This is a genomic window from Promicromonospora sp. CA-289599, from assembly GCF_050936155.1.
In the GTDB taxonomy this organism is placed as follows: Bacteria; Actinomycetota; Actinomycetes; order Actinomycetales; family Cellulomonadaceae; genus Promicromonospora.
In genome coordinates this window covers 705409-730402 of record NZ_JBNJNI010000001.1, presented here as the reverse complement: position 1 = coordinate 730402, position 24994 = coordinate 705409, and the positions used below count along the sequence as shown (strand labels likewise).

General features: G+C 71.2%; 26 protein-coding genes. 16 read left to right on the top strand and 10 right to left on the bottom strand.

Translation table 11 applies throughout. From position 1 onward, the window contains the following. Position 1 precedes the first annotated feature (1 nt). From ACQEVI_RS03115 to ACQEVI_RS03090, 6 genes are all read left to right on the top strand, one after another. Positions 2-1759, top strand: a complete 1758-nt coding sequence (locus ACQEVI_RS03115; RefSeq protein WP_432894552.1) for a cytochrome b/b6 domain-containing protein — start codon at positions 2-4, stop codon at positions 1757-1759. Positions 1760-1869: 110 nt separating this feature from the next. Further along, positions 1870-2445: a TetR/AcrR family transcriptional regulator gene (locus tag ACQEVI_RS03110; protein WP_432894549.1), complete on the top strand. Its 576-nt coding sequence runs from the start codon at positions 1870-1872 to the stop codon at positions 2443-2445. Beyond that, positions 2442-3875: an amidase gene (locus ACQEVI_RS03105; RefSeq protein ID WP_432894546.1), complete on the top strand. Its 1434-nt coding sequence runs from the start codon at positions 2442-2444 to the stop codon at positions 3873-3875. Before ACQEVI_RS03110 ends, ACQEVI_RS03105 begins: the two co-directional genes overlap by 4 nt. A 14-nt stretch (positions 3876-3889) precedes the next feature. Next, a complete protein-coding gene (locus ACQEVI_RS03100; RefSeq protein WP_432894543.1) occupies positions 3890-4807 on the top strand; it encodes an alpha/beta fold hydrolase in 918 nt (305 codons plus the stop codon). Further along, positions 4804-6129 carry an MFS transporter gene (locus ACQEVI_RS03095; RefSeq protein WP_432894540.1) on the top strand — a complete coding sequence of 442 codons (1326 nt, stop codon included), beginning with the start codon at positions 4804-4806 and terminating at the stop codon, positions 6127-6129. Before ACQEVI_RS03100 ends, ACQEVI_RS03095 begins: the two co-directional genes overlap by 4 nt. Positions 6130-6229: 100 nt before the next feature. Further along, positions 6230-6799: a dihydrofolate reductase family protein gene (locus ACQEVI_RS03090; protein ID WP_432894537.1), complete on the top strand. Its 570-nt coding sequence runs from the start codon at positions 6230-6232 to the stop codon at positions 6797-6799. 63 nt (positions 6800-6862) lie between these two features. On the opposite strand, the gene ACQEVI_RS03085 is transcribed toward ACQEVI_RS03090, so the two are convergent. Beyond that, the gene (locus ACQEVI_RS03085; protein ID WP_432894534.1) at positions 6863-7528 is read right to left on the bottom strand and encodes an SDR family NAD(P)-dependent oxidoreductase; all 666 of its coding nucleotides are present in this window, start codon (positions 7526-7528) and stop codon (positions 6863-6865) included. Positions 7529-7676: 148 nt separating this feature from the next. Between ACQEVI_RS03085 and ACQEVI_RS03080 the strand changes: the two genes are divergently transcribed. Both ACQEVI_RS03080 and ACQEVI_RS03075 read left to right on the top strand, forming a co-directional pair. After that, complete coding sequence (locus ACQEVI_RS03080) at positions 7677-8087, top strand: winged helix-turn-helix transcriptional regulator (RefSeq protein ID WP_432894532.1); 411 nt, start codon at positions 7677-7679, stop codon at positions 8085-8087. A gap of 4 nt (positions 8088-8091) precedes the next feature. Then, a complete protein-coding gene (locus tag ACQEVI_RS03075; RefSeq protein WP_432894529.1) occupies positions 8092-8217 on the top strand; it encodes a hypothetical protein in 126 nt (41 codons plus the stop codon). 63 nt (positions 8218-8280) lie between these two features. On the opposite strand, the gene ACQEVI_RS03070 is transcribed toward ACQEVI_RS03075, so the two are convergent. Then, positions 8281-8769 carry an SRPBCC family protein gene (locus tag ACQEVI_RS03070; RefSeq protein WP_432894526.1) on the bottom strand — a complete coding sequence of 163 codons (489 nt, stop codon included), beginning with the start codon at positions 8767-8769 and terminating at the stop codon, positions 8281-8283. Positions 8770-8921: 152 nt separating this feature from the next. Here ACQEVI_RS03070 and ACQEVI_RS03065 point away from each other — a divergent pair, with 152 nt between their 5' ends. Continuing rightward, complete coding sequence (locus tag ACQEVI_RS03065) at positions 8922-9497, top strand: pyridoxamine 5'-phosphate oxidase family protein (protein ID WP_432894524.1); 576 nt, start codon at positions 8922-8924, stop codon at positions 9495-9497. A gap of 93 nt (positions 9498-9590) precedes the next feature. Here the strand turns inward: ACQEVI_RS03065 and ACQEVI_RS03060 are convergent, their stop codons facing one another. From ACQEVI_RS03060 to ACQEVI_RS03050, 3 genes are all read right to left on the bottom strand, one after another. Further along, positions 9591-10031 carry a roadblock/LC7 domain-containing protein gene (locus ACQEVI_RS03060; protein ID WP_116676091.1) on the bottom strand — a complete coding sequence of 147 codons (441 nt, stop codon included), beginning with the start codon at positions 10029-10031 and terminating at the stop codon, positions 9591-9593. 304 nt (positions 10032-10335) lie between these two features. Next, positions 10336-10905 (bottom strand): TetR/AcrR family transcriptional regulator, encoded by a 570-nt coding sequence (locus ACQEVI_RS03055; protein WP_432894520.1) that lies wholly within the window; start codon positions 10903-10905, stop codon positions 10336-10338. 53 nt (positions 10906-10958) lie between these two features. After that, positions 10959-11729 carry a C40 family peptidase gene (locus tag ACQEVI_RS03050; RefSeq protein WP_432894517.1) on the bottom strand — a complete coding sequence of 257 codons (771 nt, stop codon included), beginning with the start codon at positions 11727-11729 and terminating at the stop codon, positions 10959-10961. A gap of 233 nt (positions 11730-11962) precedes the next feature. On the opposite strand from ACQEVI_RS03050, the gene ACQEVI_RS03045 reads away from it, so the two are divergent. Beyond that, positions 11963-12625, top strand: coding sequence for a histidine phosphatase family protein (locus ACQEVI_RS03045; protein WP_432894514.1), 663 nt, complete (start codon positions 11963-11965; stop codon positions 12623-12625). Between the two features lie 59 nt (positions 12626-12684). Then, a complete protein-coding gene (locus tag ACQEVI_RS03040; protein WP_432894511.1) occupies positions 12685-13428 on the top strand; it encodes a class I SAM-dependent methyltransferase in 744 nt (247 codons plus the stop codon). A 15-nt stretch (positions 13429-13443) separates the two neighbouring features. Here ACQEVI_RS03040 and ACQEVI_RS03035 read toward each other — a convergent pair whose 3' ends face one another. From ACQEVI_RS03035 to ACQEVI_RS03025, 3 genes are all read right to left on the bottom strand, one after another. Further along, positions 13444-14148 carry a GOLPH3/VPS74 family protein gene (locus ACQEVI_RS03035; protein WP_432894508.1) on the bottom strand — a complete coding sequence of 235 codons (705 nt, stop codon included), beginning with the start codon at positions 14146-14148 and terminating at the stop codon, positions 13444-13446. Further along, a complete protein-coding gene (locus ACQEVI_RS03030) occupies positions 14141-14905 on the bottom strand; it encodes a MerR family transcriptional regulator (protein WP_432894505.1) in 765 nt (254 codons plus the stop codon). Before ACQEVI_RS03030 ends, ACQEVI_RS03035 begins: the two co-directional genes overlap by 8 nt. Before the next feature lie 71 nt (positions 14906-14976). Further along, positions 14977-17145, bottom strand: coding sequence for a HelD family protein (locus ACQEVI_RS03025; protein WP_432894502.1), 2169 nt, complete (start codon positions 17143-17145; stop codon positions 14977-14979). A gap of 201 nt (positions 17146-17346) precedes the next feature. On the opposite strand from ACQEVI_RS03025, the gene ACQEVI_RS03020 reads away from it, so the two are divergent. After that, the gene (locus ACQEVI_RS03020; RefSeq protein WP_432894499.1) at positions 17347-17703 is read left to right on the top strand and encodes a DUF3467 domain-containing protein; all 357 of its coding nucleotides are present in this window, start codon (positions 17347-17349) and stop codon (positions 17701-17703) included. Between the two features lie 268 nt (positions 17704-17971). Continuing rightward, positions 17972-18340, top strand: coding sequence for an STAS domain-containing protein (locus ACQEVI_RS03015; protein ID WP_432894496.1), 369 nt, complete (start codon positions 17972-17974; stop codon positions 18338-18340). Between the two features lie 9 nt (positions 18341-18349). On the opposite strand, the gene ppgK is transcribed toward ACQEVI_RS03015, so the two are convergent. Further along, on the bottom strand, positions 18350-19096 hold the full coding sequence (ppgK, locus tag ACQEVI_RS03010; protein ID WP_432894493.1) for a polyphosphate--glucose phosphotransferase: 747 nt from the start codon (positions 19094-19096) through the stop codon (positions 18350-18352). A gap of 14 nt (positions 19097-19110) precedes the next feature. On the opposite strand from ppgK, the gene ACQEVI_RS03005 reads away from it, so the two are divergent. Beyond that, positions 19111-19296: an SPOR domain-containing protein gene (locus ACQEVI_RS03005; RefSeq protein WP_432894490.1), complete on the top strand. Its 186-nt coding sequence runs from the start codon at positions 19111-19113 to the stop codon at positions 19294-19296. Positions 19297-19370: 74 nt separating this feature from the next. Here the strand turns inward: ACQEVI_RS03005 and panB are convergent, their stop codons facing one another. Beyond that, positions 19371-20201, bottom strand: coding sequence for a 3-methyl-2-oxobutanoate hydroxymethyltransferase (gene panB / locus ACQEVI_RS03000; protein WP_419706321.1), 831 nt, complete (start codon positions 20199-20201; stop codon positions 19371-19373). A 104-nt stretch (positions 20202-20305) separates the two neighbouring features. Here panB and glnA point away from each other — a divergent pair, with 104 nt between their 5' ends. Further along, entirely contained in the window at positions 20306-21640 is a 1335-nt protein-coding gene (gene glnA, locus ACQEVI_RS02995; protein WP_432894486.1) for a type I glutamate--ammonia ligase, read from the top strand. Between the two features lie 39 nt (positions 21641-21679). Continuing rightward, positions 21680-24988: a bifunctional [glutamine synthetase] adenylyltransferase/[glutamine synthetase]-adenylyl-L-tyrosine phosphorylase gene (locus ACQEVI_RS02990; RefSeq protein ID WP_432894483.1), complete on the top strand. Its 3309-nt coding sequence runs from the start codon at positions 21680-21682 to the stop codon at positions 24986-24988. Positions 24989-24994: the final 6 nt, after the last annotated feature.

Sequence of the window (24994 nt, the reverse complement as noted above, 5' to 3'; positions counted from 1 at the left end):
CGTGGCGACGTTCACCCAGGATCTTCGTCAGGGGCTGCCGCGTCATCCCGGCGGACCGGCCTGGCCGCCGGCGGGCGCGGCGCCGGCGCTTGCTCCGGCAGTGGCCGACGGCGCCGCTGCGCAGGAGGCGACCGAGCCCGCGCTCGTGGCGGTTGCCGAGCCTGTGCTCGCAGCACCTGCCGCCGAGCCGACGCCCGCTGCGGCTGCCGAGCCCGCTGCCGGTGCTGCGCACGCCCCGGCTCCGGCCGCTCCGGCCGACGCCGTCGAGGTCACGGTGCGTCGCGGCCTGCCGCGTGTCGCCGGTGGCGAGCCCTGGCCGCCGGCCGCCGTCGTCCGGGTGGACCGTGCACCGGCCCCGCCGGTGACCCTGGCCGCCGGCCTGCCTGCTGTGGCGGGCGGGACCGCCGTCGTGGGCGAGGAGACGGTCCCCGCGGCCGCAGGTGTGCCCGCCGCTGCGGACGTTCCGGCCGCCTCCGGCCCGACCAGTCCGACCGCTGACACCGTCACCGAACAGGTGGCGCTGCGCCGCGGCCTGCCGCGGATCGCCGGCGGCGAGCCCTGGCCTCCGGCGGAGACCGCCACGGTCCAGCGACGAGTCGCCGTCGCCCCCGTTGTGGCTACCGCGCCGACGGCGGCCGAGCCCTCTCGTACCGAGGTGGCCGACGGCGGGTCGCCCGAGCCCGCGCAGCCGGTCCCGGTGCCGAGCACTCCTGCCGCCGAGACCGAGAGCGCTCCGGTCGTCCAGCCGCCCGCCGCCGTCGAACCCGTTCTGGAGGCCCCGACCGAGCCGGTACGCCCGCCCGAGCCCGTACGCCCGACCGAGCCCGCACGACCCGCCGAGCCCGCGCGCGAACCGCGCAGGATCGGCTCGCGCACCCTGGGCGGCTGGGCGCGGCTGCTCGGGTGGGGCCTGGCCGGCCTCGTCGCCGCTGCGGGGATCATCGTCCTGGCCGCGCGCGGCGTGACCACGCTGCCGGGCGTGCCCGAGTTCCTGGAGCGCTACCCCGGGTCCTACGAGCTGCCCGAGTCCGCACCGGTCGGCTTCCCCGTCTGGGTGAACTGGATGCACTACCTCAACTTCTTCTTCATGGTGCTGATCGTGCGCACCGGTCTGCAGGTGCGGTACCAGAAGACGCCGCCCGCCTACTGGACGCCCGCGAAGGGCGGCAAGAAGATCAGCATCAACCTGTGGCTGCACACCGGCATCGACCTGCTGTGGCTTGCCAACGGGGCCGCGTTCGTGGTGCTCCTGTTCGCCACCGGCCACTGGATACGGATCGTGCCGACCTCGTGGGAGGTCTTCCCGAACGCGGCGTCGGCGATGCTGCAGTACCTCACGCTGAACTGGCCCACCGAGCACGGCTGGGTGAACTACAACAGCCTGCAGCAGCTCATGTACTTCACGGTGGTGTTCGTCGCTGCCCCGCTGGCCGCGATCACCGGGCTGCGCATGAGCGAGTGGTGGCCCAAGGACGCGGACCGGCTGAACAGGCTCTACCCGGCGCCGGTGGCCCGGGCGATCCACTTCCCGACGATGCTCTTCTTCGTGCTGTTCGTGATCGTGCACGTCACCCTCGTGTTCGCCACGGGTGCGCTGCGCAACCTGAACCACATGTTCGCGGCCCAGGACACGGTCAGCTGGGTGGGCTTCGCCTGGTTCGCGGGAGGTCTCGTCCTCGCGGTCGCGGCGGTCTTCGCGGCGCGGCCGTTGGTGATCGCGCCGATCGCCTCCCTCGTCGGCAAGGTCAGCAGCCGCTGAGCGGCCGGGGGCCCGGCCATGCAGTGCGGCGATCCGCTTCGGCCCTTGTGCATGTGCAACGGAGAGCCCTATCCTCCATACACTACAACCCGTAGCGTAATGGAGGCGGTATGCCTGGTCGTCCCCGAGATCCCGATCTCGAGAAGCGGCTCCTGGTCGCGGCGTGGTCACTCCTGCAGAGCCGGGGCTACGACGCGCTGAAGCTGACCGAGGTCGCGGTGCAGGCGCACGCCCACCGCACGGACGTCTATCGGCGCTGGTCGAGCAAGGCGCAGCTCGTCGTCGACGTGCTCGCCGAACATCTGCCTCCGGTGTCGGACCCCGACGCCGGGACGCTCCGCGCAGACCTTGCGGCCATGGTCGAGGACTTCGCTGCCTCCTGGTCCTCGTCCTGGGTCGACGGGCTGATGGGGCTGGTCGCCGACCTGCACCACGACCCGGATGCCGAGCTCGCCTTCCGGAGGATGGCCGAGGGCAGAGGCGAGCCGCTGCGCAACGCCATCATCCGCGCGACGCGGCGCGGAGAGATCGGCGCGCTTCCCGACCTCTCCCTCGTGGGAGACCTGATCGAGGGCCCGCTGATGCACCGTCGGATGCTGGGCCGCCAGCCACTGACACCGGAGTACCTCGACACCATCACGGACCTGGCCTACCGGTGGCTGACCGGAGCCAGGGTGGCTCCGTGAGCGGCCGGCTGCACGAGCTCTCCGCGGCGGCACAGCTGAGCGCCCTGCGCGCCGGCGAGGTGAGCTCGCGTGAGCTGACGGAGTACTACCTGAGCCGCATCGAGAAGTTCGACGACGCACTCGGCGCCTTCGCCACCGTCACGCCCGACGTCGCCGTCGAGGAGGCCGTTCGCGCCGACGAGCGGATCGCGCTGGGCGAGCGGGCGCCGCTGCTGGGACTTCCGTTGGGCATCAAAGATCTCTACCCGACGGCGGGGGTGCGTACCACGTTCGGCTCCGCCGCGGTCGCTGAGCTCGTCGCCCCGGCCGACGCCTGGACCGCGGGGCTGATCCGCCAGGCAGGCGCGGTGCTCCTCGGCAAGACCAACACCGCGGAGCTCGGGGCCACCTGCTACACCGAGAACGGGGTGACGGGGCGTCCGACCGTCACCCCGTACGACCTCACGCGCTACGCGAGCGGTTCCAGCGGTGGCGCCGCCGCGGCGGTGGCTGCCGGGCTGCTGCCGCTGGCGCACGCGGGCGACGGAGCCGGGTCGACCCGCACACCCGCGGCGACGTGCCACCTCGTCGGCGTGAAGCCCAGTCGCGGGCTGGTCAGCTCGTCTGTGCCGTTGACCTCGATGACCGGGACCACCATCGAAGGGCCCATCGCCAGGACGCTGGAGGACGCCGCGCTGCTCCTGGACGTGATGGCGCGGTCCTGGGACGGCGACCTGGACGGCTGGCGGCCGGACGGCCGGTTCGCCGATGCGATCGAGCGGCCACCGGCGAGGCCGCTGCGTGTCGCCGTGTGGACCGACCCCGGCCTTGGCGACGTTCACCCGCATCCGGAGGTGGTCCGTGCCGTGGAACGGACGGCGGCGCTGCTGCAGGAGCTGGGGCACGACGTGCGGGAGGTGCAGCTCCCGGCCCAGAGCGACGAGCCGGTGCGCTCGGCGCTACGCACGCTGTTCGCCTCCTCGGTCGACGCGGCAGTGCGGTCGCTGGTCCCGCCGGATCGCAGGGGCCTGCTCCTGCCCTACACGCGGCACCTGTACGCCGAAGGGCAGGCGTTGTCCGGTAGCGACCTCTTCGCTGCACAAGGGGTTCTGGCGCGATACGCGAGCGCATTCCTGAACGCTCTCGAAACCTTCGACGTCGCGCTGACCCCGGTGACGAGCGGGCCACCGGTTCCTCTCGGACACTTCCAGGCCGACGGCGTGGAGGCGATCGCCGACGTGATGCTGGCCTGGTCGGCCTACACGCCGTGGGCCAATCTGACCGGCCAGCCGGCGGTGTCCCTGCCGTCGCACCTCGATCGCGACGGGCTTCCGTACGGCGTGCAGCTTGTCGGACGACGGCGGGCGGACGCTTCGCTGCTGGCCCTCGCCGCACAGCTCGAACGCTCAGCGCTCTGGGACGACGTCCACCCGTACTGCTGGGACCAATGAGAGGCAACCCTGGGATGAGAACGCATTCGCGAGCCGCCGGTGGAGTTCCCGAGCGTCTCGGTCCGGGTGAGGGGCTGACCGAGAGGTCGGTCGCCCTGCCCGACGGGCGACGGCTGCGGGTCGTCACCGCGGGCGAGGGGGATGGGCCGCTGGTCCTGTTCGAGGCAGGTATGGGCGCACCGGCCGCGTCGTGGGTGCACACCCAGCGCGAGATCAGCCTGCACACCCGCACGCTGTCCTACGACCGGGCAGGATACGGCGGCAGCGACTTGGACCCGCAGGAGCGGACGCTCGAGCGGATCGCCGACGACCTCGCCGGCCTGCTCGACAGCATCGGAGAGACACGACCCGTCGTCCTGGTCGGACACAGCTGGGGCGGGCCCGTCATCCGGCTGTTCGCCGAACGCCGCCCGCAGCAGGTCGCCGGGCTGGTCCTGGTCGACGCGACCGTCGCCGAGATCATGAGCGGCCGTGATGCCAGGATTCTCTCGTGGTCGTTCGGCCTCCTGGCGTGGCTCGCCCGCGTCGGACGGCGGAACCTGGTCATGAAGCTGACCCTGCCGCACGTCTCCGGAGCGATCACGGCGTCCGACGTGGACATCATCCGACGCGACTACGCCTGCGCTCGCGCGATGCGCGCCGGTCGCCAGGAGGCCGCGCAGATCGGCCCGGCGCTGCCGACGATGCGCCGTCTCCAGGCCGCGGGGACTCCGAACGTCCCCACCGTCAGCCTGCAGGCCGGGCGGATCGACCGCGGGATGGCCAAGGCGCGCCCCGCGTTCAACCAGGTCGCGACCGAGCTCATGGCCGCGGTGCCGAGCGGGCGCGTGGTCGTCGTCGAGGAGACCGGACACCTCGTCCCGCAGGAGAATCCGGCGGTCGTGCGCGACACGATCCTCGAGATCGTCGACGCCGCGGCGGGTCGGCGATGATCCCCGAAGAGGTGCTCCCGCCGACCGAACCCGATCTCGCCGGGGTGGCCAGCGGGACAGCACCCCCGCCTCCCGGCCAGGGGCGCCTCATCGGTGCGCTGGTCGGCACGAACGCGGCCGGCTACATCAGCGTCGCGGTGCCGATGAACCTGCTGCTGGTCACCCATCTCACCACGATCGCCGGCGCCGGAGCGACCTCCGCGTTCAGCCTGGTGACCGGGATCGGTGGCCTCACCGGGCTCCTCGCGAACCCGCTCGGCGGGCGCCTCAGCGACCGCACGGCGGCACGGTTCGGCAGGCGTCGCACCTGGATTCTCACCGGGGGCCTCGGCGCGGCGATCCTGCTGATGACCATGGGCCTGACCACCCAGGTGTGGCAGGTGGCCGTCGGCTGGGCGCTCATCACGGCGCTGGTCATGTTCCAGCTCGCCGCGAGCGCCGCGCTGGCCGCCGACCAGGTGGCTCCGGAACGGCGGGGGACGGCGTCGGGAGTCGTCGCCTTCGTTGCCCTCGCAGGCCCTGTCCTGGGTTTCGCGGTGGTGAGCGCCGTACCGGGCGTCCCGTGGCTGCAGTGGGTGGTGGTCGGCGTCATGAGCGCGGCGGGCGTGCTCGTGACCGTCCTGCTCGTGCGTGATCCCCGGCACTGGGTGCCGGACGACGAGCCGCGGCTCAGCCTCGCGATCGTCCTGCGCTCGTACTGGGTCAGCCCGCGCAGGCATCCCGCGTTCGGCTGGGCGTGGGTGGTGCGTTTCCTGATCACCGCCGCGTGGGCGTCCAACAGCTACCTGGCCTTCGTGTTCACCCAGCGGTTCGCCGTCTCGGCCGACGCCGTGCCGGGGATGATCTTCCTCCTGACACTGGTCGGAGTCGCCTGCGTCGCCGTCACCGCGTGGCTGACGGGGTGGCTCTCCGACAAGCTTCGCCGGCAGAAGCCGTTCGTGCTCGCCGGTGGTCTGGTGCTCGCCGCCGGGCTGGCCGTGGTGGCGCTCTCGCCCGATGTCTGGGTCGTGTACGTGGGATCCGCGATCATGTCGCTGGGCTACGGCACGTTCCTGGCCACCGACTTCGCTCTCTGCCTGCGTATGCTGCCCGACCCGGAATCGGCGGGCAAGGACTTCGCGGTGCTCAACATCGCGAGCACGCTGCCCGTCGCGGTCGTGCCGTTCGTGGCACCGGCACTGCTCTCGGTCGGCGGTTTCGCGGCACTGTTCGGCTGTCTGGCCGTGCTCGGCGTGGCCGGCGCGGTGAGCGTGCTCCGTGTCCCCGACATCGGCCAGGAGGGTCAGCCACGTTTCGCGGCGATGTACCGCGACGTCGGCTGATCGGTGGACGGCTGGATCGATGAGAAGTGGCGCCGGTAGTCGTCTGAGATGAGTACGGTCCGGTGAGACGCGGGGCCCACATCCTGGGAGGGCGACAAGCATGAGACCACTCCGATACTCGATCAACGTCACACTCGACGGCTGCTGCCACCACGAGGCAGGACTCCCGCCGGACGAGGAGTCGATGCGCTACTGGACCGCTGAGATGGAGCGGGCCGATGCCCTGCTCTTCGGCCGGGTGACCTACGGGATGATGGAGTCGGCATGGCGGAAGCCGGCCGAAGGCCCCTGGCCCGACTGGATGGGTGAGTGGGAGATCCCGTTCGCCGAGGCCATCGACCAGGCGAAGAAGCATGTCGTGTCGAGCACGCTGAGCGACGTCGACTGGAATGCCGAGCTGGTGCGAGGCGACCTGGGGCCGGCGGTTCAGCGGCTCAAGGAGCAGTCGGGCGAGGGCCTGTGGGTGGGTGGCGTGACGCTTCCTCTCGCGCTGGCGGATCTGGGACTGATCGACGAGTACGAGTTCGTCGTGCAGCCGGTCATCGCCGGACACGGGCCTACGCTGCTCGCCGGTCTGCGCGAGCGGGTCCAGCTCGAGCTCGTGGACCGCCACGAGTTCCGGTCGGGGGCGGTCGCCATGCGATACCGGCCAGCGCGACCTACGGCTTGACGTGACTTGCGCCCTGGGCCCGATCTCCTCCCCGCAGGGCAACGTCCACGCTCCGCACCCTGACTATTCGTCGAGGGCGACGTAGTGCAGCTCCGGCTCGGTGCGGGTCTCGTAGAGCTTGGGGTAGACGGCGGCGATCGCGCTGGCCTCGGCGTCGGGGTTGCCGCCTCCGATCCAGGCGCTGATGCCGACGTGGGCGACGTAGATGCCGTGCCGGCCCAGTTCCTTGTGCAGGTTCAGGGTCCAGTTGCGCAGGCCCGCGGCGGCGATGTTGATGTCGGCCAGGAAGGGCACGGGGTCGATGGCGCCGCCTCCGTTGGTCACCAGGATCGTGCCGCTCCCTGCTTCGATCATGTCCGGGATGACCTGCTTGATCGCGTGGATCCCGCCGTGCAGGTAGAAGTCGAGCTGGGGTCCGAGAGTGGCGGGGCCGACGTCCAGGACGCTCGTCATGCCGAGGCTGCGGTCGGCGGGGGAGAACTCCAGGACGTCGACGCGTCCGAGGCGCTCCTTGATCTCGGCGAAGGCGCGGGTGATCGTGTCGGGCTGAGCGATGTCGGCGGGGAAACCGGCAGCTTCGATGCCTTCGTCCTGCAGCTGGCGTGCGAGTGTGTCGAGCTTGGCGGCGTTGCGGGCGATCAGCGCGACGGTGAAGCCCCTGGCGCCGAAGGCGCGGGCGATCTCGATGCCCAGGCCGGGGCCGGCTCCGATGATGGCGAAAACAGGCATTGGTGGTTCTCCTCAGCGTGGGGAGTGTCGGACCACCTCACGGTGAATCCAATACTCACTATTTGTGCGTAGCCACATCATGCGTGAGGATTGGGAGGCCTACAAAAGGCACATGCATGTGCGTAACTGGAGAGAAAGGCCCGTGCCGATGGATTCCGCCGCAGTCCAGGACGACAGCACGATGCTCCCGGGCCCTTGCTCGCGCTGGCCCGCCGAGAGCATCGGCACCATCCGACAGGTCATGGCCAGGGCAGGCGACAAGTGGAGCACCCTCGTGGTCGCGACCTTGCAGGACGGGCCGACGCGATACACCGACCTGCAGCGGGCCATCCCCGGCATCTCCCAGCGCATGCTGACGCTGACCCTGCGCCAGCTCCAGCGCGACGGGCTCATCACCCGAACCGCCTACGCCGAGGTTCCGCCCCGAGTCGAGTACGCGCTCACCGCGCTCGGGACCACGCTGCTCGACATCGTGCTGTCCCTCATCGACTGGGCCGGCACCCACCACCAGGACATCCACCAGAACCAGACGGCCTTCGACGCCGCCCACGCCGACTGACCGGGTGATCCGCGTCATCCAGTTCATCGTCGGGGTCTACCAGTGCGCCGACAACATCGACAGGGCGGCGAAGGCGCTGCTCGACGGACAGAGGGCCAGCCAGAAGTCGGACGACTCAACCGCGTTCTGAAACGGTGTCGTTCACCAGCTGCCAGATCTCGTAGTCACCCCGTTCCCGTCGGCTGACGGGGGTTCAGTCCTTCGCTTCGCGGACGTCCGTTCCCTGCTCGGCGAACGCCTTGAAGTCCTGCAGGTGCTGTCGCGACTGCTTGCGGAAGACAGCGCGCATGAACGGCGCGAGCAGCCGCAGCAAGCCGCTGAACCGGTACTCGTTCTCGCTCACCCAGAGCGTCGTCTCCGGCCCGGTCTCCGTGAACCGCTCGCGTGCGCCGTTCCACATGCCCTTGGCGACGATCTCGCGCTCGTAGTGAACGACGCTGTCTCTCGGAATCCCGTGCAGGTCCGCCGGTTCCCGGCGCGTGATGGTCTCGACGGCCTCCATCTCCTGCTGCCCCGTCCGCATGACGACGCGCGACCTGGTCCCGACCTGCCCGTGCAGCCCGTTCAGCGGCTCGTGCAGCACGACGCCGCGCACCCACCTCGGCACGTGCGCGGGATCGGCGAGCAGCTGGACCACCCGCTCTCGCGGCAGGGCGATCTCGATCGAGACGGTGTACTTCATGGTGAGTCGCTCCAGTCTCCCGGGAAGAACCGCTGGCAGGCCACCCCGCCGACCCTAGGCCAGCGCTCCAGAAATTCGGTAGGGGCGAGGCCCGGCTCGTCCATGTGCTGGGCAGCCCCTGACCCGCGACGGCACTCTGGCAGCATGCGAGCATGAAACTCCACGAGCGGATCGACGGCCGGCTGCGCGAGTTCGTCGAGCGCCAGCACATGTTCTTCGTCGCGACGGCGCCGCTGGCCACGGACGGGCACGTCAACGTCTCGCCGCGCGGCGTACCCGGCACCTTCGCGGTGCTCGACGAGCACACGTTCGCCTGGCTCGACGCCACCGGGAGCGGCAGCGAGACGGTGGCGCACCTCCGCGAGAACGGCCGGATCACCGTGATGTTCTGCGCGTTCGACGGTGCGCCGAACATCGTCCGGTTCCACGGCACCGGCCGTGTGGTGACCCGGTACGACGACGAGTACCCCGCCCTCGCCGGTGGGTTCACCGACATCCCCGGTGCCCGAGCGGTCATCGTGGTCGACGTCGAGCGGATCTCCGACAGCTGCGGCTGGGGCGTGCCCCTCATGGCGTACGAGGGCGAGCGGGACCTGATGGGGCCCTACTTCGAGCGCAAGGGGGAGGCCGGGCAGCAGGAGTACCGGCGGCGCAAGAACCTCACGAGCATCGACGGCCTGCCGGCCTACGACGCCGACCCTGCCGCTGAGCCCGAGCCGGCCGCGTAACGCGACGGGGTGGACCCCGGCGACCCCCTGGACGCCGTCGGCCAGGGGGTGCGCCGCCAGACCGGTCAGCGGCGACCGGTCGGCACCGGACGGTCAGATACCGCGGGGCTGGCGGTCCGTCGGGAGGCTGCCACGCATCTCCGAGATCAGCTGCGGCGTCAGGGTCGCCTCGGTGCGGGACACGAGCAGCGCCATCTCGTAGCCGACGAGGCCGATGTCGCAGGTGGACTCTGCCACCACGCCCAGCACCGACCCGTTCGAGACGCTCATCAGGAACAGGAATCCCTTGTCCATCTCGATGATCGTCTGCCGGACGTTGCCGCCGTTGAGCTGACGGGAGGCTCCGCGCGTCAGGCTCGACATGCCCGAGACGATCGCTGCGAGCTGGTCACCGCTGGTGCGGTCGAGCTGGTCGGACATCGCCATGAGCAGGCCGTCCGCCGACACGACGAGCGTGTGCCGGCTGCCAGGGACGGTGCGCACGAAATTGTCGAGCAGCCACCCGAAATTCGTTGCTTCGGTACTGAGGGTCACTCTTGTCTCTCCTACTGCGTCTGTCGTGCGCTCTCGCTGCCGGGTCGGGCGCTCGATGGTCGGCGTCCGATCCTTGCCACGTTGGTCTTGGAGCTGCGGAGCCTTCAACGGGCGCCCCGGCAGAGTCTTCGGCAAGTCTGTGACGCCACGGTACCCCTCACCGCCGACCAGCCGGTACAAGGTCTTGCGATGTTCACCGAGCGCCGTCCGGGCACACGGTAAACCGATCGGTTTACTTGTGCAAGCATGGATGCCGCGAACTCGGCTGTCGTGACCGGCACCGCGAGGCGCGGGGCAGCGGCGGTCAGCGCACGTCCGCCGCGTCCAGCAGCGTGCGGACGGTAGGCATCATGAGTCCTGCCAGATGGTCGGCTCCGATGCCCGCACGTGCGCTCGCACCGTCGAAGACCAGGATGAGCTGTCGCGCCAGCAGGTCTGGGTCAAGGGCCCCGCCCGCGGCGGCCTCGGCGCGGAAGAACTCGGTGAGCCTCTCCTTGACCTGGCGGGCGACCCGGCTGGCCGGGTGGTCCGGGTTCTTGAGCTCGATCTGGACGGCGAGATACCGGCAGCCACGGAACTCAGGCGCCCCCGCCTGGGCCTCCATGCGCTCGAAGACGTGCAGGATCCGCTCACGGTGCCCACGGGCGTCGTCGGCCGCGGGCAGGAGCGATGCCGTATGAGCCGCGGCACCCCGTTCCAGGCTTGCCGCCAGCAGCTCGTCCTTGCTGTCGAAGAGCTGGTACATGGAGCGCTTCGACACGCCCGCCGTCCTGCACAGCGCCTCGATGCCGACGCCGACGCCCTGCTCGTACGAGAGGCCGGCCGCTGTCTCCAGCAGCCGCTCCCGAGGGCTGGGCCTCGACCCTGTCGTCATGCCGGGGAGTCTAGCCAGGCAAGGACGAGCCGAAAACTGATCGGTCTACCGGGTCAGCTCACGCGGATGAAGACGGGTCCGGACTGCCAGATGCTCGTGTACCGGACGTTCTTGCCGGGTACCGGGGCCTCGATCTGCATCCCGTCGCCCGCGTAGATCGCGATGTGGCCGGGGGACCAGATCAGGTCGCCGGGCAGCGCCTCGGCATACGACACGGTGGTCCCGGCATAGCGCTGCGCGGCCGACGTGCGCGGCAGGTCGATCCCGACCTGCGCGAAGACGTAGGACGTGAACCCGGAGCAGTCGAAGCCCGACGGGGTGGTCCCGCCCCACACATACGGGACACCGATGTAGCGCATCGCGATGGACACGATCGACGCGCGGCGCTGCTCGGCTTCCTGCGCAGCGATCTCGGCGGCGCGCTCCGCCTGGTACGCCTCGTTCTCGGCGGCCGAGATGACGCTGACCGCCGACTTCTCGACCTTCAGCTCAGCGGTGGGATTGACCGCGACGACGTTCGCGGCAGCCACGGTCTGGCGCGCCTGGGAGGCGAGAGCGTTGATGTCGGTCGTGTTGAGCTTGCCCTTCATCGCCGTACCGGTCAGCGACGTGCTGATCTCGGTAGACGGCGCGGCCTGGGCAGGCGGCGCGATCAGGGACAGCAGGACGCCGGAACCTGCCGCGGCGATGACTGCTCCGCGACCGGTGATCACACCGGCCTGGCCGGTGGCGGCCTGGGCCACGGCGGTCAGGAGGGGGCGGTGTGCGGCGCGGTGACGGCCACGACGGAGCTGGGACGTAGCCGTGCTGGACTGGGGATCCATGAAAGCGGGGGCCTTTCAGATGGAAGGGGACCCGTGCGCGACCCGCGTGAGACCGCGCCGGGGACCGGCAAGCAGGGGACGAAGGCGACATGTCAGGCTCATAGCGAGCCCAAGAGTAACGGAACGGATACGAGGTTGACACCCCCCAACTTTCCCCGCCGTTGTCTCCGTGTTTCGAACCGCGTTCGGGACGGCGTCTCCGGCCGCCCGATGTCTCGGCGAGAATGCTCCCCATGAGACTTCTGCTCCTGCGGCACGGACAGACGCCCTCGAACGTGCACGGGCTCCTCGACACGGCGCACCCCGGCCCTGGCCTGACGGCGCTCGGCGAGCGTCAGGCCGCCGCGGTACCCCGCGCGCTGCGCGACCGTCGGATCGACGCGATAGCCGTCTCCCCGCTGGTCCGGACGTCGCTCACCGCCGCCCCGCTGGCCCGGGCGCGAGAGCTGGAGCCGCTCGTCGTGGACGGCCTCCAGGAGATCGAGGCGGGCGAGCTGGAGATGGCCGGTACCCACCAGGCGCACCAGCGCTACCTCGGTACCGCCTTCGCCTGGGCGCGCGGCGACGTCGGCCGCGCCATGCCGGGTGGTGCGGACGGCACGGCATTCCTGGGCCGCTACGACGCGGCGGTCGCGCAGGTCGCCGCACGAGGCGGCGACAGCGCAGTGCTGGTGTCGCACGGTGCGGCGATCCGGGTGTGGGTGTCGGCGCGGGTGGCCGGCGTGGACGTCGACCACGCGGAGCGGTCGGCGCTGGCCAACACCGGCCTGGTGGAGATCGAGGGCGACCCCGTCGGTGGCTGGCGGCTGATCAGCTGGAGCGCGGACCCCGTCGGGGGCCGTGGGCTCGACGCTCCGGCGGCCGACGACCCGACCGGGGAACCGGTCGAGGACTGACCCCGGACGGCGCCGGAAAACAGCTGGGTCGCCGGCATCGGCGCTGGCAGGCTGGCGGGATGGACGTCACGGGGGACGAGACACGGGCCGCTTGGGCCATCGCTTCGCGCAAGTACGAGGACGAGTACGCCGAACATCTCGAGCGGGCCCGCACCGCTGAGCTGCTGCCGACCGAGGTCGAGGTGCTGAGCGAGATAGTCCTCGGCGCCGACGTCGTGCACCCGATGAGCGGGCACGGTCTGGACGACGTCGCGCTGGCGCGTCTCGGCGCGCGTTCCGTACACGGACTGGACTACAGCGACGCGGCGCTCTCCAGCGCGCAGCGCCGAGCCGACGAGCTCGGTGTGCCCTGCCGGTACACCCGCGCGGTCATGCCCACGAGCGGGCTGGACGACGCGTGCGCCGATCTCGTCTATACCGGCAAGGGCGCGCTCATCTGGGTCGCTGACCTGCCCGCCTTCTTCGCGGAGACGCACCGTCTGCTCCGGGCGGACGGCTGGTTCTACGTCTACGAGGCGCACCCGCTGGTGCCGCTGTGGGACTGGGACCCGGACGAGATCCGCGTCCGTCCTGACCGTGGCTACTTCGCGTCCTCGCATGTCAACGACTCGTACCCGGGCAACGGCGCGGTCGAACGCCAGCACACGCTCTCGGAGATCGTCATGGCGTGCCTGGAGGCGGGGTTCGAGATCGAGCACCTCGCCGAGCACCCTGACCCGTTCTGGTACCCGGGCGGGGTGACGGCGGCCGCGTGGGACGGGCGGGTCCCGAATGCGTTCAGCCTTCTCGCGCGTCGAGGCTGAGCGATCCCGACTGCGTCAGCGGTTGGCGACGAACGCGGTGACGAACAGGTTGGACGCGATGAGTCCCGCCATGGTCCGCTGCACCGACTCGCCGACGGCGGCGGCGCCCCAGTCGCCGCGCTGTAGCTCCTGGCCCCGCGTGTAGACCGCGCCGGACCAGGGGATGTCCTTGTACAGCGCGGGCAGGCCGCCGCTCGCCGCGAGCAGGGCTGCCAGCGCCGCCGTGCGCGGATCCGGCTCGTCGCCGTCCACCAGGGCGGCCCGGACCGGGGCGAGCAGGTCGGCCCGGCGGGACGTACCGCCGTCGACCAGGGCGGTGGTGTTGAACAGTCCGAGCACCTTGCGGTCCTCGCGACCGATGTGTCCGCGCTCGACGACCCGGTCGAGCACCCGCGCGCGCAGGTGCGGACCGATCTCCAGGATCAGGGAATGGACGTCCGTCGGCTTCCGCTCGACCCGTTCCCACACGTCGCGCAGGATCGGGTCGGACGGCGCCTCCCCGGCGATGGCATGCACCTGACGACCCTTGAACGTCGCTCGTTCGTCGATGTCGATGCGCCCCTGGAACGCGAGCTCCACGAGCACCGCGCCCGCGAGCGTGTGGAAGAGGTTGTTGCCCTCGCCGGCGATGGTGCCCGATCGTGGGTCGAACAGCAGGAGCAGGGTGTCCTCGGCGAGCGCGGGCGCTGCGGGGATCTCCATGACCGTCGGTTCACTCATGGTCTGTCCGTTCGTCGTCGGCGTCGGGCCGTTCATCAGTCTTCCCGTAGATGAGCAGGTTGGCGCGGTAGAGCACGTCGAGCTGGGCAGGGTTGTAGAGCTCCCGCAGCGACTCCACCATGGTGTGCTCGAGCGTGGCCGCGTCCTTCGAGGCGCGAGTGGCCGGGTCGTTGAGCCACGGGTAGTCGGCCTGCTGCTGCTTGATGACGGGGGCGAAGTGCTCCGCCAGCCGGATGCGCGTGGCCGTGTCGGCGTCCGGCGGGAGGCTGTCGAACTCTTTGTCCGCCTCCGTGGGCGGGTGCTCCTCCAGGATGCGCCGGATGTCATTCATCGCCGACTCGTCGTAGACCTGCGAATAGATCATGACCAGCGAGCGGTTCGGCTCCGAGAGGGTCTTCGCCACCGAGCTGAAGCCCGGCGGCAGGTCGAGAGGAGCGTGGTGTCGCATGATCAGGGCGAGCTCGGCCCGCGCTCGCTGCAACCGCTCGATGGTCGCCTCGAGCTCGGCGTCGAGCACCCGGAAGGCCTCGACGGGGTTCTCGTCCGCGCGGCCCATCGACTCGATCTGCGCGAGGGGCACGCCGAGCTCTCGGAGCCGCCGGATCTGCAGGAGCCGCACCAGGTGGGGCACGCCGTACTGCTTGTAGCCGTTCGACCTGCGCTCGGGCTGCTCGAGCAGGCCGGCCTCGTGGTAGTGCCGCACGGTGTTGACCGTCGTGCCCGCGAGGTCCGCGATCTGCCGGGTGCTCCACGCCACGATTCGCTCCGCTCCTCTGGTCCGATCCGCCCGTCGGCCGGTACGCCGCCGCCGACACGTCCCAGTGGAAACTATGTCCCTGGCACATGGTCAAGCGATGGGCGACGGCGGAGGCCCTCGTCCAGGCGCTCGACACCCAGCTCCGGCGGCAGGTCGCCGTCGTGCCGGATGACGAGGGACGTGACCGCCCGGGTGAGGCAGACGTAGAGCCGCCGCAGACCGGTGGCGTGGTTCGGCTCGGCCGCCACTATCGCTGCCGGGTCGTGCAGCACCACGTGGTCGAACTCGAGGCCCTTCGCCAGCGAGGCGGGCACCAGGTCCAGGTGCGCGTCGAACTCGGAGGCGTCGTCCGGGCCGTCGTCCTGATCGACGTCGGTCTCGTCCGGGGCCGGTCGTTCGTCGTCCTGCTCGCCGACGACGGCGAAGGCGACGCCCGCTGCGGTGAGCGTCACCCGGAGGTGCGCCACGGCGTCGTCGGGCACGATGAGGCCTACCGAACCCTCGAGTCCGGCGACCCCGGCGAGGACGTCGTCGAGCGGCGCGTCGGTGATCGTGAGCCGGCCGCGGGCGCGCCGGACCGCCGTCGGCGGTTCGAGGCCGGGCGCGATGCTCGGCAGGAGCCGGGCGGCGAGCTCGATCACGTCCCCGGGCACGCGGAATCCCGCGGTCAGCTGCTCCACGTGCCCGTCGGGCTTCGCGAGGTGGCCCAGCGCGTCCGACCAGTCACGAGACGCCCAGGGCGTGGTGGCCTGGGCGAGGTCGCCGAGTACGGTGAGCGAGCCCGTCGCGGCGCGGCGCCCGAGGGCGCGCAGCATCATCGCGGACAGGTCCTGCGCCTCGTCGACGACGATGTGTGCCACCGACTCCGTCCGGTCCAGCAGGTCGACGATCTCGTCGAGGAGGACGAGGTCCGCCGTCGTCCAGCGCGCCGAGCCGGGCGTGCGGGGCGGGCGCGTCCACGTCAGGAGGCGCTGTTCGGCCTCGGAGAGAATTCCCTCCGCGCACTCGGCGAGGAACTCGGGGTCGGAGAGCAGCCGGAAGAGCAGCCGGCGCGGCTCGACCGCGGGCCAGACCGCCGCCGCGTAGTCCCGGACGGGCTTGGTGCGGGCCAGCACGTCCCACGCCTTGTCGTCGAGCGCGTCACCGGTCTCCTCGATCTGGACGAGGACGCGGTGGGCGAGTGCGTGGCGGAGCTGGGCGGCGCCGAGGGCGTAGCGCACGTCCCTGGCCCTGACCTGCTCGATCGCCTCACGGGCCTCGTACGCGGGGACGCGCCAGCGGAACGAGCCGCGCGGCAGGACCAGCGTGTCCTGCGGGGTGCCGACGTGCGACCAGACGGCGTTCCGCAGCATGTCGGCCATCCGGCCGTCGCCCTTGAGCGTCGCGATGTCGGCGGCCTCGGTGGCGCGGACCGGCGCGTGCGTGCCGACGATCTCCTCGATGGTGGCCTGCCTGGCGTGGATCTCGCCGAGCGCGGGCAGCACGTCGCGGATGTACCGCAGGAAGCTCTTGTTCGGCCCGACGACGAGCACGCCCCGGCGGGTGAGCTGGTCGCGGTGCGCGTACAAGAGGTAGGCCGCGCGGTGCAGGCCGACCGCCGTCTTCCCCGTGCCGGGCGCACCCTGCACGACGAGCGTGCGCTCGAGCGGCATCCGGACGATGACGTCCTGCTCGGGCTGGATGGTCGCGACGATGTCGCGCATCGGGCCGGTGCGCGGGCGTTCGATCTCGGCCTCGAGGATGTCCGAGTGCGCGGCGGTGGGTCCCTCGCCGTCGATGCCCGGCTCGGGCCGGGCCAGCGGTTCGTCCTCGAAGGCGGTCAGCCGGCCGCGCGCGAACCCGTACCGCCGTCGGGCGATGATGCCCATCGGCTCCTTGGGCGTGGCCCGGTAGAACGGGGTGCTCACCGGCGCACGCCAGTCCACCACCATCGGCTCGCCGTCCGGGTCCGAGACGTGGCGGCGGCCGATGTGAAAGGTCTCGGTGCCGACCTCGGCCGTGTTCTCCTCGACCGTGCTCCCCTCGACCGTGATCCGGCCGAAGAAGAGCGGGATCTCGGGGTCGTCGGTGAGCTGTTCCATCCGTCGCGCGAGCGTCGCCTCCAGCACGTCAGCGCTCACCCGGTCCCCGGCGTAACGGCCGTCCAGCGCGGCCACCCGATCGCGCATCCGGCCGAGCTGGGTCCGTGCCTCGGCGAGAAATTCTCGTTCCTTGGCGAGCTCGGGCGCGTCGGCAGGCATGGGTGACCCTCCAGGAGTCGGTGGGGGATGTTCGCGGGAGCGAACGCGAGAGTCTAGTGCCGGGGGTGCGATCGAGGCGGCATCTTTTTGGTGATGCGCGGGCGGCTCGCGACACATATGTCCTCGGAGTCCGTTTCCACTGTCGCGCCAACGGGCCCCACGGTACGGTCGGGGAACCGCCCGGCCAATCGAGGAGCCCCAGTGTCGTCCGACGAGCTGCCCCAGGAGTTCCAGATCGACGTGCCAGACGAGATGGAGACCGGCGTACCGGCCGACTTCGCCTCGGTATGGCACACGCCGACGTCGTTCATCCTGGACTTCATCGCCGTGAAGCAGCCCCCGAGCCCGGTCTCCGACCCGGAGTCGGGAGAAGTCACTTCGATAACCGTGCCGGGCCGTGTGGTGTCGCGAGTGCGCATTCCTCCGCAGCAGGTGTTCGAGCTCGCCAAGGCACTCACTATGCAGCTCGACGCATGGGAGAAGGAAAGCGCACCGACCGTTCGTAATCCCGGGGCGGCAGAGGGACCGGATGGCCCAAATCGATCGTCAGAGAAATGAATCTTGTGAATCTTTTTCTTGGACGATTGTCCAACTGAGCGTCCATATGTCCGGTCTGCCCGGGGGGAATGTTCCGGTTTGGCGGGAGAAAAGGTGGGTTATACCAGTCCTGAGGGGGAAATGTAAGTCTCCCAGGCTGTTCCACTTGCGATCTTCACGGATGTAGGCTTCCCGTGATCGCGACGAAGGCGTTGCAATCTCCCAGAGTTGCCCGGGGGGTCGGGCGACCCGTTCCGGCGGCCATGTCGGGGAGCAATGAACAGGGGCGATGCAAGTGAGCAACTCGGAATTCGATAACAGGGGGCGCACGGGCGGGATCATGTTCGAAGAACAGTCCCGCACGAGTGTCGTGAGTATGTGGGGAGAGATCGACGTCTCCCTGCGCGGTGAGTCCAGTGCTGCGATAGCCAATGCCCTGGAGCGGGCCAAGTCGGTGGTGATCGACACCTCGCGGGTGACGTTCATGGACTCGACGGGCGTCGCATTTCTCATGCAGATGTACACCTACGGAACGCAGGACGGACTCACCGTCTCCCTTCCGGACCCGCCACCGGTGGTCCGGAGCGTCATCGAGATGCTCGGGGTCGACGTGCTGTTCGCCCAGCCGGCTCAGCCCGCAGTGGCGCGGGAGGCCTGACCCGGCTGGTCAGCGCCCCGCGGCCAGCGCCGCGGCGCCTACGATGCCCGCCGCGTTCCGCAGCTGTGCGGGAACGATCGGCGCCCGCAGGTGCAGGTGCGGCAGATACTTCTCGTGATGCTTGCTCACTCCGCCGCCCACGACGATGAGGTCGGGCGACAGCAGGTCCTCGACGACGCCGAAGTAGCGCTGCAGGCGCTCGGTCCACTGATCCCAGGACAGGTCCTCTCGCTCACGCGCGGAGTCCGCCGCGCGGGACTCGGCGTCGTACCCGTCGATCTGGAGGTGCCCCAGCTCGGTGTTCGGCACCAGGACGCCGTCGACCACGAGCGCCGAACCGATGCCCGTGCCCAGGGTGACCACCAGCACGACGCCCTCGGTGTTGCGCGCAGCTCCGTACCGGACCTCGCCGATGCCCGCCGCGTCGGCGTCGTTCACCGCGGTGACGCTCCGGCCGGTCGCGCGCTGCACCAGCGCCGGCAGGTCCACACCGGTCCAGGACTGGTCCAGGTTCGCCATGAACCGCACCACACCGTGCTGCATCGGCGCGGGGAACGCGACGCCGATCGGCACGTCGTCGGCCAGGTGGTAGCTGTCGACGAGCTGGGCGAGCACGTCCGCCACGGCCTGCGGGGTGGACGGTTGGGGGGTCGGGATGCGGGTCCGCTTGTCCGCGTACTCGCCGGCCACGAGATCGACGGGCGCACCCTTGATCCCCGAACCTCCGATGTCGATGCCGAACGCCAGGTCAGTCATGTCAGGATCGTCTCATGAGCACTGGGGAGCAGTACTGGTACAACACCGAGACGGGCGAGGTCGAGGAGGGGCACCGGTCTTCCTGGACGCACCTGATGGGCCCGTACGGCACCCGCGCCGAGGCGCAGCGGGCCCTGGAGAGCGCGAAGGCGCGCAACGAGTCCTGGGAGAAGGACGACGAGGAGTGGCGCAACAAGTAGCAGTCGTCAGACGCGCGAGCACCTGTCAGACGTACAGGTCACCCGAGTGATCCGTACGTCTGACAGCTCCGCGGTCACTTCTCGAACGAGTGCTCCGCGTCCGGGAACGAGGAGTCCTTGACCTCGGAGACGTAGTCCTCCGCGGCCTGCTGCAGGGCTGCGCCGAGCTCGGCGTAGCGCCGGGCGAAGCGCGGCGACCAGCTGGTCATGCCCGCCATGTCCGTCCACACCAGGACCTGGCCGTCGCAGTGCGGTCCGGCGCCGATGCCGATGGTCGGGATGCGCACGATCTCGGTGATGCGCGCGGCGACGCCCGAGGGCACCATCTCCAGGACGACGGCGACGGCGCCGGCCTCCTCTATGGCCTGTGCGTCCGCGGCCAGCGCCTCCACGGCGTCGTCGCCGCGGCCCTGGACGCGCGGCCCGCCGAGCAAGTTCTCCGACTGCGGCGTGTACCCGAGGTGCGCGACGACGGGAATGCCGGCGTCGGTCAGCGCACGGATCTGCGCCGCCGAGCGGATGCCGCCCTCGAGCTTGACCGCGTCGGCACCCGTCTCCTTGAAGACCCGCACCGCCGTCTCCAGCGCCTGCTGGGGCCCGGCCTCGTACGAGCCGAACGGCAGGTCGATCACCACGAAGGCGCGCTTCGTGGCCCGGGCGACGGCCCGTGCGGCCGGGATCATGTCGTCGACGGTCACCGGGATGGTGGTGGCGTGGCCGTGCATGACGTTCCCGATGGAGTCACCCACGAGCAGGATGTCCATGCCGGCGGCGTCGAAGATGGCGGCGGTCACCGCGTCGTACGCGGTGAGCATCGCGAGCTTCTCGCCCCGGGCCTTGGCCTCCGCCAGGTGGTGCACACGGACCCTCTTGGGACCCTGAGTGGGTGAGGTGTGGGCGGACATGGTCCTCCTGTGGTTCGGGCGGCCTCGGTGCCGCAGGAAAGCCTACGGCCGGTCGTCCATGCCCGGTACACGCGCCTGTAACAGGTTTAGTGCAAGATGGGCCCATGGACAGGCAGCAGGAGTTCGTGCTCCGCACGGTCGAGGAGCGCGACATCCGCTTCATCCGGCTCTGGTTCACCGACGTGCTCGGTGTGCTCAAGTCTGTCGCGGTGGCGCCCGCAGAGCTGGAGTCGGCGTTCAGCGAGGGCATCGGCTTCGACGGCAGCGCCATCGAGGGGCTCACCCGGGTCTTCGAGGCGGACATGGTCGCCAAGCCCGACCCGACCACGTTCCAGGTACTTCCCTGGCGGGGTGAACGGCACGGCACGGGGCGCATGTTCTGCGACATCCTGACGCCGGACGGGGAACCGTCGCTGGCGGACTCCCGGAATGTGCTCAAGCGCACACTCGCCAAGGCGAGCGACCGCGGGTTCACGTTCTACACGCACCCCGAGGTGGAGTTCTACCTCTTCAACCAGATGACCAAGGGCGACCCGACGCTCGAGCCGGTCGACCAGGGCGGGTACTTCGACCACCTGGCGCGGGGGTCGACGCACGACTTCCGCCGCGCGGCCATCACGATGCTGGAGTCCATGGGTATCTCGGTGGAGTTCTCGCACCACGAGGCAGGCCCGGGGCAGAACGAGATCGACCTGCGCTACGCCGACGCGCTGACCACCGCCGACAACCTCATGACGTTCCGCACGGTCGTCAAGGAGGTGGCGCTGGAGCAGGGCGTGTTCGCGTCGTTCATGCCGAAGCCGCTGGCCGACCAGCCGGGCTCCGGCATGCACACCCACGTGTCGCTGTTCGAGGACGACCGCAACGCCTTCCACGAGCCGGGCGCCCAGTTCGAGCTGTCCAAGACGGCGCGCCAGTTCATCGCCGGCCTCATGGTGCACGCGGGCGAGATCACCGCGGTCACCAACCAGTACGTCAACAGCTACAAGCGGCTCTGGGGCGGGCAGGAGGCCCCGAGCTACGTGAGCTGGGGCCACAACAACCGGTCCGCTCTGGTCCGGGTGCCGATGTACAAGCCGGGCAAGGGCAACTCGGCACGCATCGAGTACCGCGCGCTGGACTCGGCGGCGAACCCGTACCTGGCGTTCGCCGTGATCCTCGCCGCCGGCCTCAAGGGCATCGAGGAGGGCTACGACCTCCTCGACCACACGGAGGACGACGTCTGGGAGCTCACGGCCGCCGAGCGGCGCGCCCTGGGCATCGCGCCGCTGCCGCGCGACCTGGACGAGGCGATCCAGTTCATGGAGAAGTCCGAGCTCGTCGCGGAGACGCTCGGCGAGCACGTCTTCGACTACTTCCTGCGCAACAAGCGCGAGGAGTGGGAGGCGTACAGCGCCCAGGTCACCCCGTTCGAGCTGAAGCGGTTCCTGCAGCTCTGACCGCTCTACTTCGGCGAGTTCGCGTCGTAGGGTCAGGGGGTGCAGAGCCGCCGACCCGAGACCCTGACGACCCACCTGATCCGGGCCGGGTTCGCCGACCTCACCCGCTCGGCCTCGCTGTGGCGGGATCCCGACCTGGTGTCGGTCCTGGACAGCACGCCGAAGGGCGCCAGGGGCGCGGACCACGCGGCCGGACCGGACCGCGGCGCCGTCGAGCTGGCGCCCGCGGACGCCGCGCTGCTGCGTGCGCTCGCGGGCGTCGCCGACCCCGACCTCGCGCTGCTGCAGCTCGTCCGGCTCGCGGCCGCCGCCCCGGACCGGCTGCGCCCGGTCCTCGCGGTCTCTGACGGTGAGCCGGCGGAGTCCCGCGACGCGGACGACGACGACGCACCCCAGCCGTCCGCGCGCGACCGGCTGCTGCGCGTCCTGGGTTCCTCCTCGGCGCTCGGCGACGAGCTGGTGCGGCACTCCGCGCTGCTGGACCTGATCGGCGACCGCACGCCGGGCACCGGCGTAGCGGCCGAGCTCGTGCGCGCCGAGCTGCTGCGGGCCGTCGACGCGGACCCCGAGTCGGCCGAGCCGGTCGCGGGGACCCACATGCCGGCCGAGCGTGCGGTACCCGCCGAGGGCGGATCGCCGTCGTACACCGACCGGCTGCGCCGGGCCTACCGGGCGCGGCTGCTGCGGATCGCCGCCACCGACGTCACCGCGCCGGACCCCCTGGTGGTGCTGCCCGCGGTGGCCGCCGCGCTCGCGGACCTGGCGGCGGCGGCGCTGGAGGGTGCGCTCGCGATCGCGCGCGCCGACGAGGAGGACCACGCCGTCGGCGTGCGCCTGGCCGTGCTGGGCATGGGCAAGACCGGCGGCCGGGAGCTGAACTACATCTCGGACGTCGACGTGATCTACGTCGCCGAACCGGGACAGCTCCCCGACGGCGCACCGGCGTGCGACGAGGACCACGCCCTGCGGGTGGCGGCCCGGCTCGCGGGGCGGCTCGCGCAGGTGTGCGCCGGCCCGTCCGCCGAACCCGCGCTGTGGCAGGTCGACGCGGCGCTGCGGCCCGAGGGCAAGCAGGGGCCGCTCGTCCGCACGCTGGCCAGCCACGTCGCGTACTACGAGCGGTGGGCGGTGACGTGGGAGTTCCAGGCGCTGCTGAAGGCTCGCCCGGTCGCGGGGGACCGGGCGCTGGGCGAGGAGTACGTGGCCGCCGTCGGGCCGCTGGTGTGGCAGGCGGTGGAGCGGCCCAACTTCGTGGAGGACGCCCGCGCGATGCGCAAGCGCGTCGAGGACAACGTGCCGGTGGCCGAGGCGGACCGGCAGGTCAAGCTCGGCAAGGGCGGCCTGCGCGACGTCGAGTTCACCGTCCAGCTGCTGCAGCTCGTGCACGGGCGCGCGGACGAGGACATCCGGTCGCGGACGACGCTCGAGGCCCTGGCGGCGTTGTCGCGCGGCGGCTACGTCGGACGCGAGCACGCCCGCCGGATGGGGGAGTGCTACCGGTTCCTGCGGGCACTGGAGCACCGGATCCAGCTCTTCCGGCTGCGCCGGACGCACCTCATGCCGACCTCCGAGGCCGAGCTGCGCCGCATCGCGCGCGGGCTGGGCCAGGGCGGCGCCGACGATCTCGTCAAGACGTGGCGCTCGGTGCGGCGTGAGGTCCGCGACCTGCACGAGGCCGTCTACTTCCGGCCGCTCCTGCCCGCGACGGCGCTGCTCTCGACCGGCGAGGCGTCGCTCGCTCCGCGGGCCGCCATGGCGCGGTTCGCCGCGATCGGCTACCGGGACCCGGCCGGCGCCATGCGGCACGTCCAGGCCCTGACCGACGGCGTCTCGCGCCGGGCTTCGATCCAGCGCCAGCTGCTGCCGGTGCTGCTGGGCTGGTTCGCCGAGGGTGCCGACCCGGACGAGGGGCTGCTCGCGTTCCGCAAGCTGTCCGACACCCTCGGATCGACGCACTGGTACCTGAGGTTGCTGCGCGACTCCGCCGAGGCGGCGTCGCGGCTGGCGCAGGTGCTCTCCTCCTCGCGGTATCTCGCCGACGCGATCGGGCGGTCCCCGGAGTCGGTGCGCTGGCTCGCGGAGTCCGACTCGCTGGCGCCCCGCGGGGTGCGCAGGCTGGCGGCGGAGGCGGACGCGCTGCTGGGGCGCGCACAGGAGGTGGACGCCGCCACCGTCGCGCTCCGCGCGCTGCGGCGGCGCGAGCTGGCCCGCACCGGCGTCGCGGAGGTGCTGGGGGCACTGGGCCCGGTGTCCGCGGCCAGGGCCATCTCAGACGCCGCCGACGTGGTCCTGGCGGGCGGGCTGCGCATCGCCGAGCACGACGCGCGGGCCGAGCGCGGGGTCGCCCGCGGGGACGAGCCCGCCCGCCTGCTCATCGTCGCGATGGGCCGGCTCGGTGGCCAGGAGCTCGGCTACGGCTCGGACGCCGACGTCATGTTCGTGTACGAGGCGGTCGGCGGCGCACCGGACAAGCAGGCCAACGACTACGCCCTGACGGTGGCGAAGAACCTGCGGCGCATCCTCTCCGCCGTCGGGCCCGAGCCCGGGCTGCCCGTGGACGCCGACCTGCGGCCCGAGGGCCGCAACGGGCCGCTGGTGCGTTCCTTCAAGTCCTACGTGGAGTACTACGGCCGCTGGTCGTCGCCCTGGGAGGCGCAGGCGCTCCTGCGGGCGCGGGCTCTGTCCGGGACGCTGAGCGTGGTCGCGGCGGGCGGCCCGGACGAGGGAGCGGTAGCGGCCCTGCTGCCGGACGGCGGAACGGCCGGCGCCGGCGACCTCGACCTGGGACCCGGCGCCGAGGGCGGCGTCTCGCTGGGCGCGCGGTTCACCGCGCTCATCGACCCGCTGCGCTACCCGGAGGGTGGCCCGGACGCCGCGGTGCTGCGCGAGGTGCGGCGCATCAAGGCGCGCGTGGAGTCGGAGCGGCTGCCCCGCGGCGCGGACCCGGCGCGGCACCTGAAGCTGGGCCGCGGCGGAGTCTCCGACGTCGAGTGGACGGTCCAGCTGCTGCAGCTCCAGCACGCGTTCGAGGTGCCCGGCCTGCGCACCACCGGCACCGTCTCCGCGCTGAAGGCGGCGCGGGACGCCGACCTGCTGACGGACGACGACGCCGAGGTGCTGCTGGACGCCTGGCGGCTCGCGTCGCGGCTGCGTTCGGCGATAGTGCTCTGGTCCGGGCGGACGACGGGTTCCGGCGTCGACCAGCTGCCGCACGACAGCCACGCCCTGACCGGGCTGGCGCGCCTGCTCGGGGACGTCGGCACGGGACCGGAGCTCGAGGAGCTGTACCTGCGACTCGCGCGGCGCGCGCGCGGGGTGATGGAGCGGGTGTTCTACGGCGCGGAGTGAAGTTCT

Excerpts from the sequence above, each read along its gene's own strand:
- ACQEVI_RS03110 (WP_432894549.1), top strand. The coding sequence starts at position 1,870 with ATGCCTGGTCGTCCCCGAGATCCCGATCTCGAGAAGCGGCTCCTGGTC.
- ACQEVI_RS03100 (WP_432894543.1), top strand. The coding sequence starts at position 3,890 with ATGAGAACGCATTCGCGAGCCGCCGGTGGAGTTCCCGAGCGTCTCGGT.
- ACQEVI_RS03095 (WP_432894540.1), top strand. The coding sequence starts at position 4,804 with ATGATCCCCGAAGAGGTGCTCCCGCCGACCGAACCCGATCTCGCCGGG.
- ACQEVI_RS03090 (WP_432894537.1), top strand. The coding sequence starts at position 6,230 with ATGAGACCACTCCGATACTCGATCAACGTCACACTCGACGGCTGCTGC.
- ACQEVI_RS03085 (WP_432894534.1), bottom strand. The coding sequence starts at position 7,528 with ATGCCTGTTTTCGCCATCATCGGAGCCGGCCCCGGCCTGGGCATCGAG.
- ACQEVI_RS03080 (WP_432894532.1), top strand. The coding sequence starts at position 7,677 with ATGGATTCCGCCGCAGTCCAGGACGACAGCACGATGCTCCCGGGCCCT.
- ACQEVI_RS03070 (WP_432894526.1), bottom strand. The coding sequence starts at position 8,769 with ATGAAGTACACCGTCTCGATCGAGATCGCCCTGCCGCGAGAGCGGGTG.
- ACQEVI_RS03065 (WP_432894524.1), top strand. The coding sequence starts at position 8,922 with ATGAAACTCCACGAGCGGATCGACGGCCGGCTGCGCGAGTTCGTCGAG.
- ACQEVI_RS03055 (WP_432894520.1), bottom strand. The coding sequence starts at position 10,905 with ATGACGACAGGGTCGAGGCCCAGCCCTCGGGAGCGGCTGCTGGAGACA.
- ACQEVI_RS03050 (WP_432894517.1), bottom strand. The coding sequence starts at position 11,729 with ATGGATCCCCAGTCCAGCACGGCTACGTCCCAGCTCCGTCGTGGCCGT.
- ACQEVI_RS03045 (WP_432894514.1), top strand. The coding sequence starts at position 11,963 with ATGAGACTTCTGCTCCTGCGGCACGGACAGACGCCCTCGAACGTGCAC.
- ACQEVI_RS03040 (WP_432894511.1), top strand. The coding sequence starts at position 12,685 with ATGGACGTCACGGGGGACGAGACACGGGCCGCTTGGGCCATCGCTTCG.
- ACQEVI_RS03035 (WP_432894508.1), bottom strand. The coding sequence starts at position 14,148 with ATGAGTGAACCGACGGTCATGGAGATCCCCGCAGCGCCCGCGCTCGCC.
- ACQEVI_RS03025 (WP_432894502.1), bottom strand. The coding sequence starts at position 17,145 with ATGCCTGCCGACGCGCCCGAGCTCGCCAAGGAACGAGAATTTCTCGCC.
- ACQEVI_RS03015 (WP_432894496.1), top strand. The coding sequence starts at position 17,972 with ATGCAAGTGAGCAACTCGGAATTCGATAACAGGGGGCGCACGGGCGGG.
- ppgK (WP_432894493.1), bottom strand. The coding sequence starts at position 19,096 with ATGACTGACCTGGCGTTCGGCATCGACATCGGAGGTTCGGGGATCAAG.
- ACQEVI_RS03005 (WP_432894490.1), top strand. The coding sequence starts at position 19,111 with ATGAGCACTGGGGAGCAGTACTGGTACAACACCGAGACGGGCGAGGTC.
- panB (WP_419706321.1), bottom strand. The coding sequence starts at position 20,201 with ATGTCCGCCCACACCTCACCCACTCAGGGTCCCAAGAGGGTCCGTGTG.
- glnA (WP_432894486.1), top strand. The coding sequence starts at position 20,306 with ATGGACAGGCAGCAGGAGTTCGTGCTCCGCACGGTCGAGGAGCGCGAC.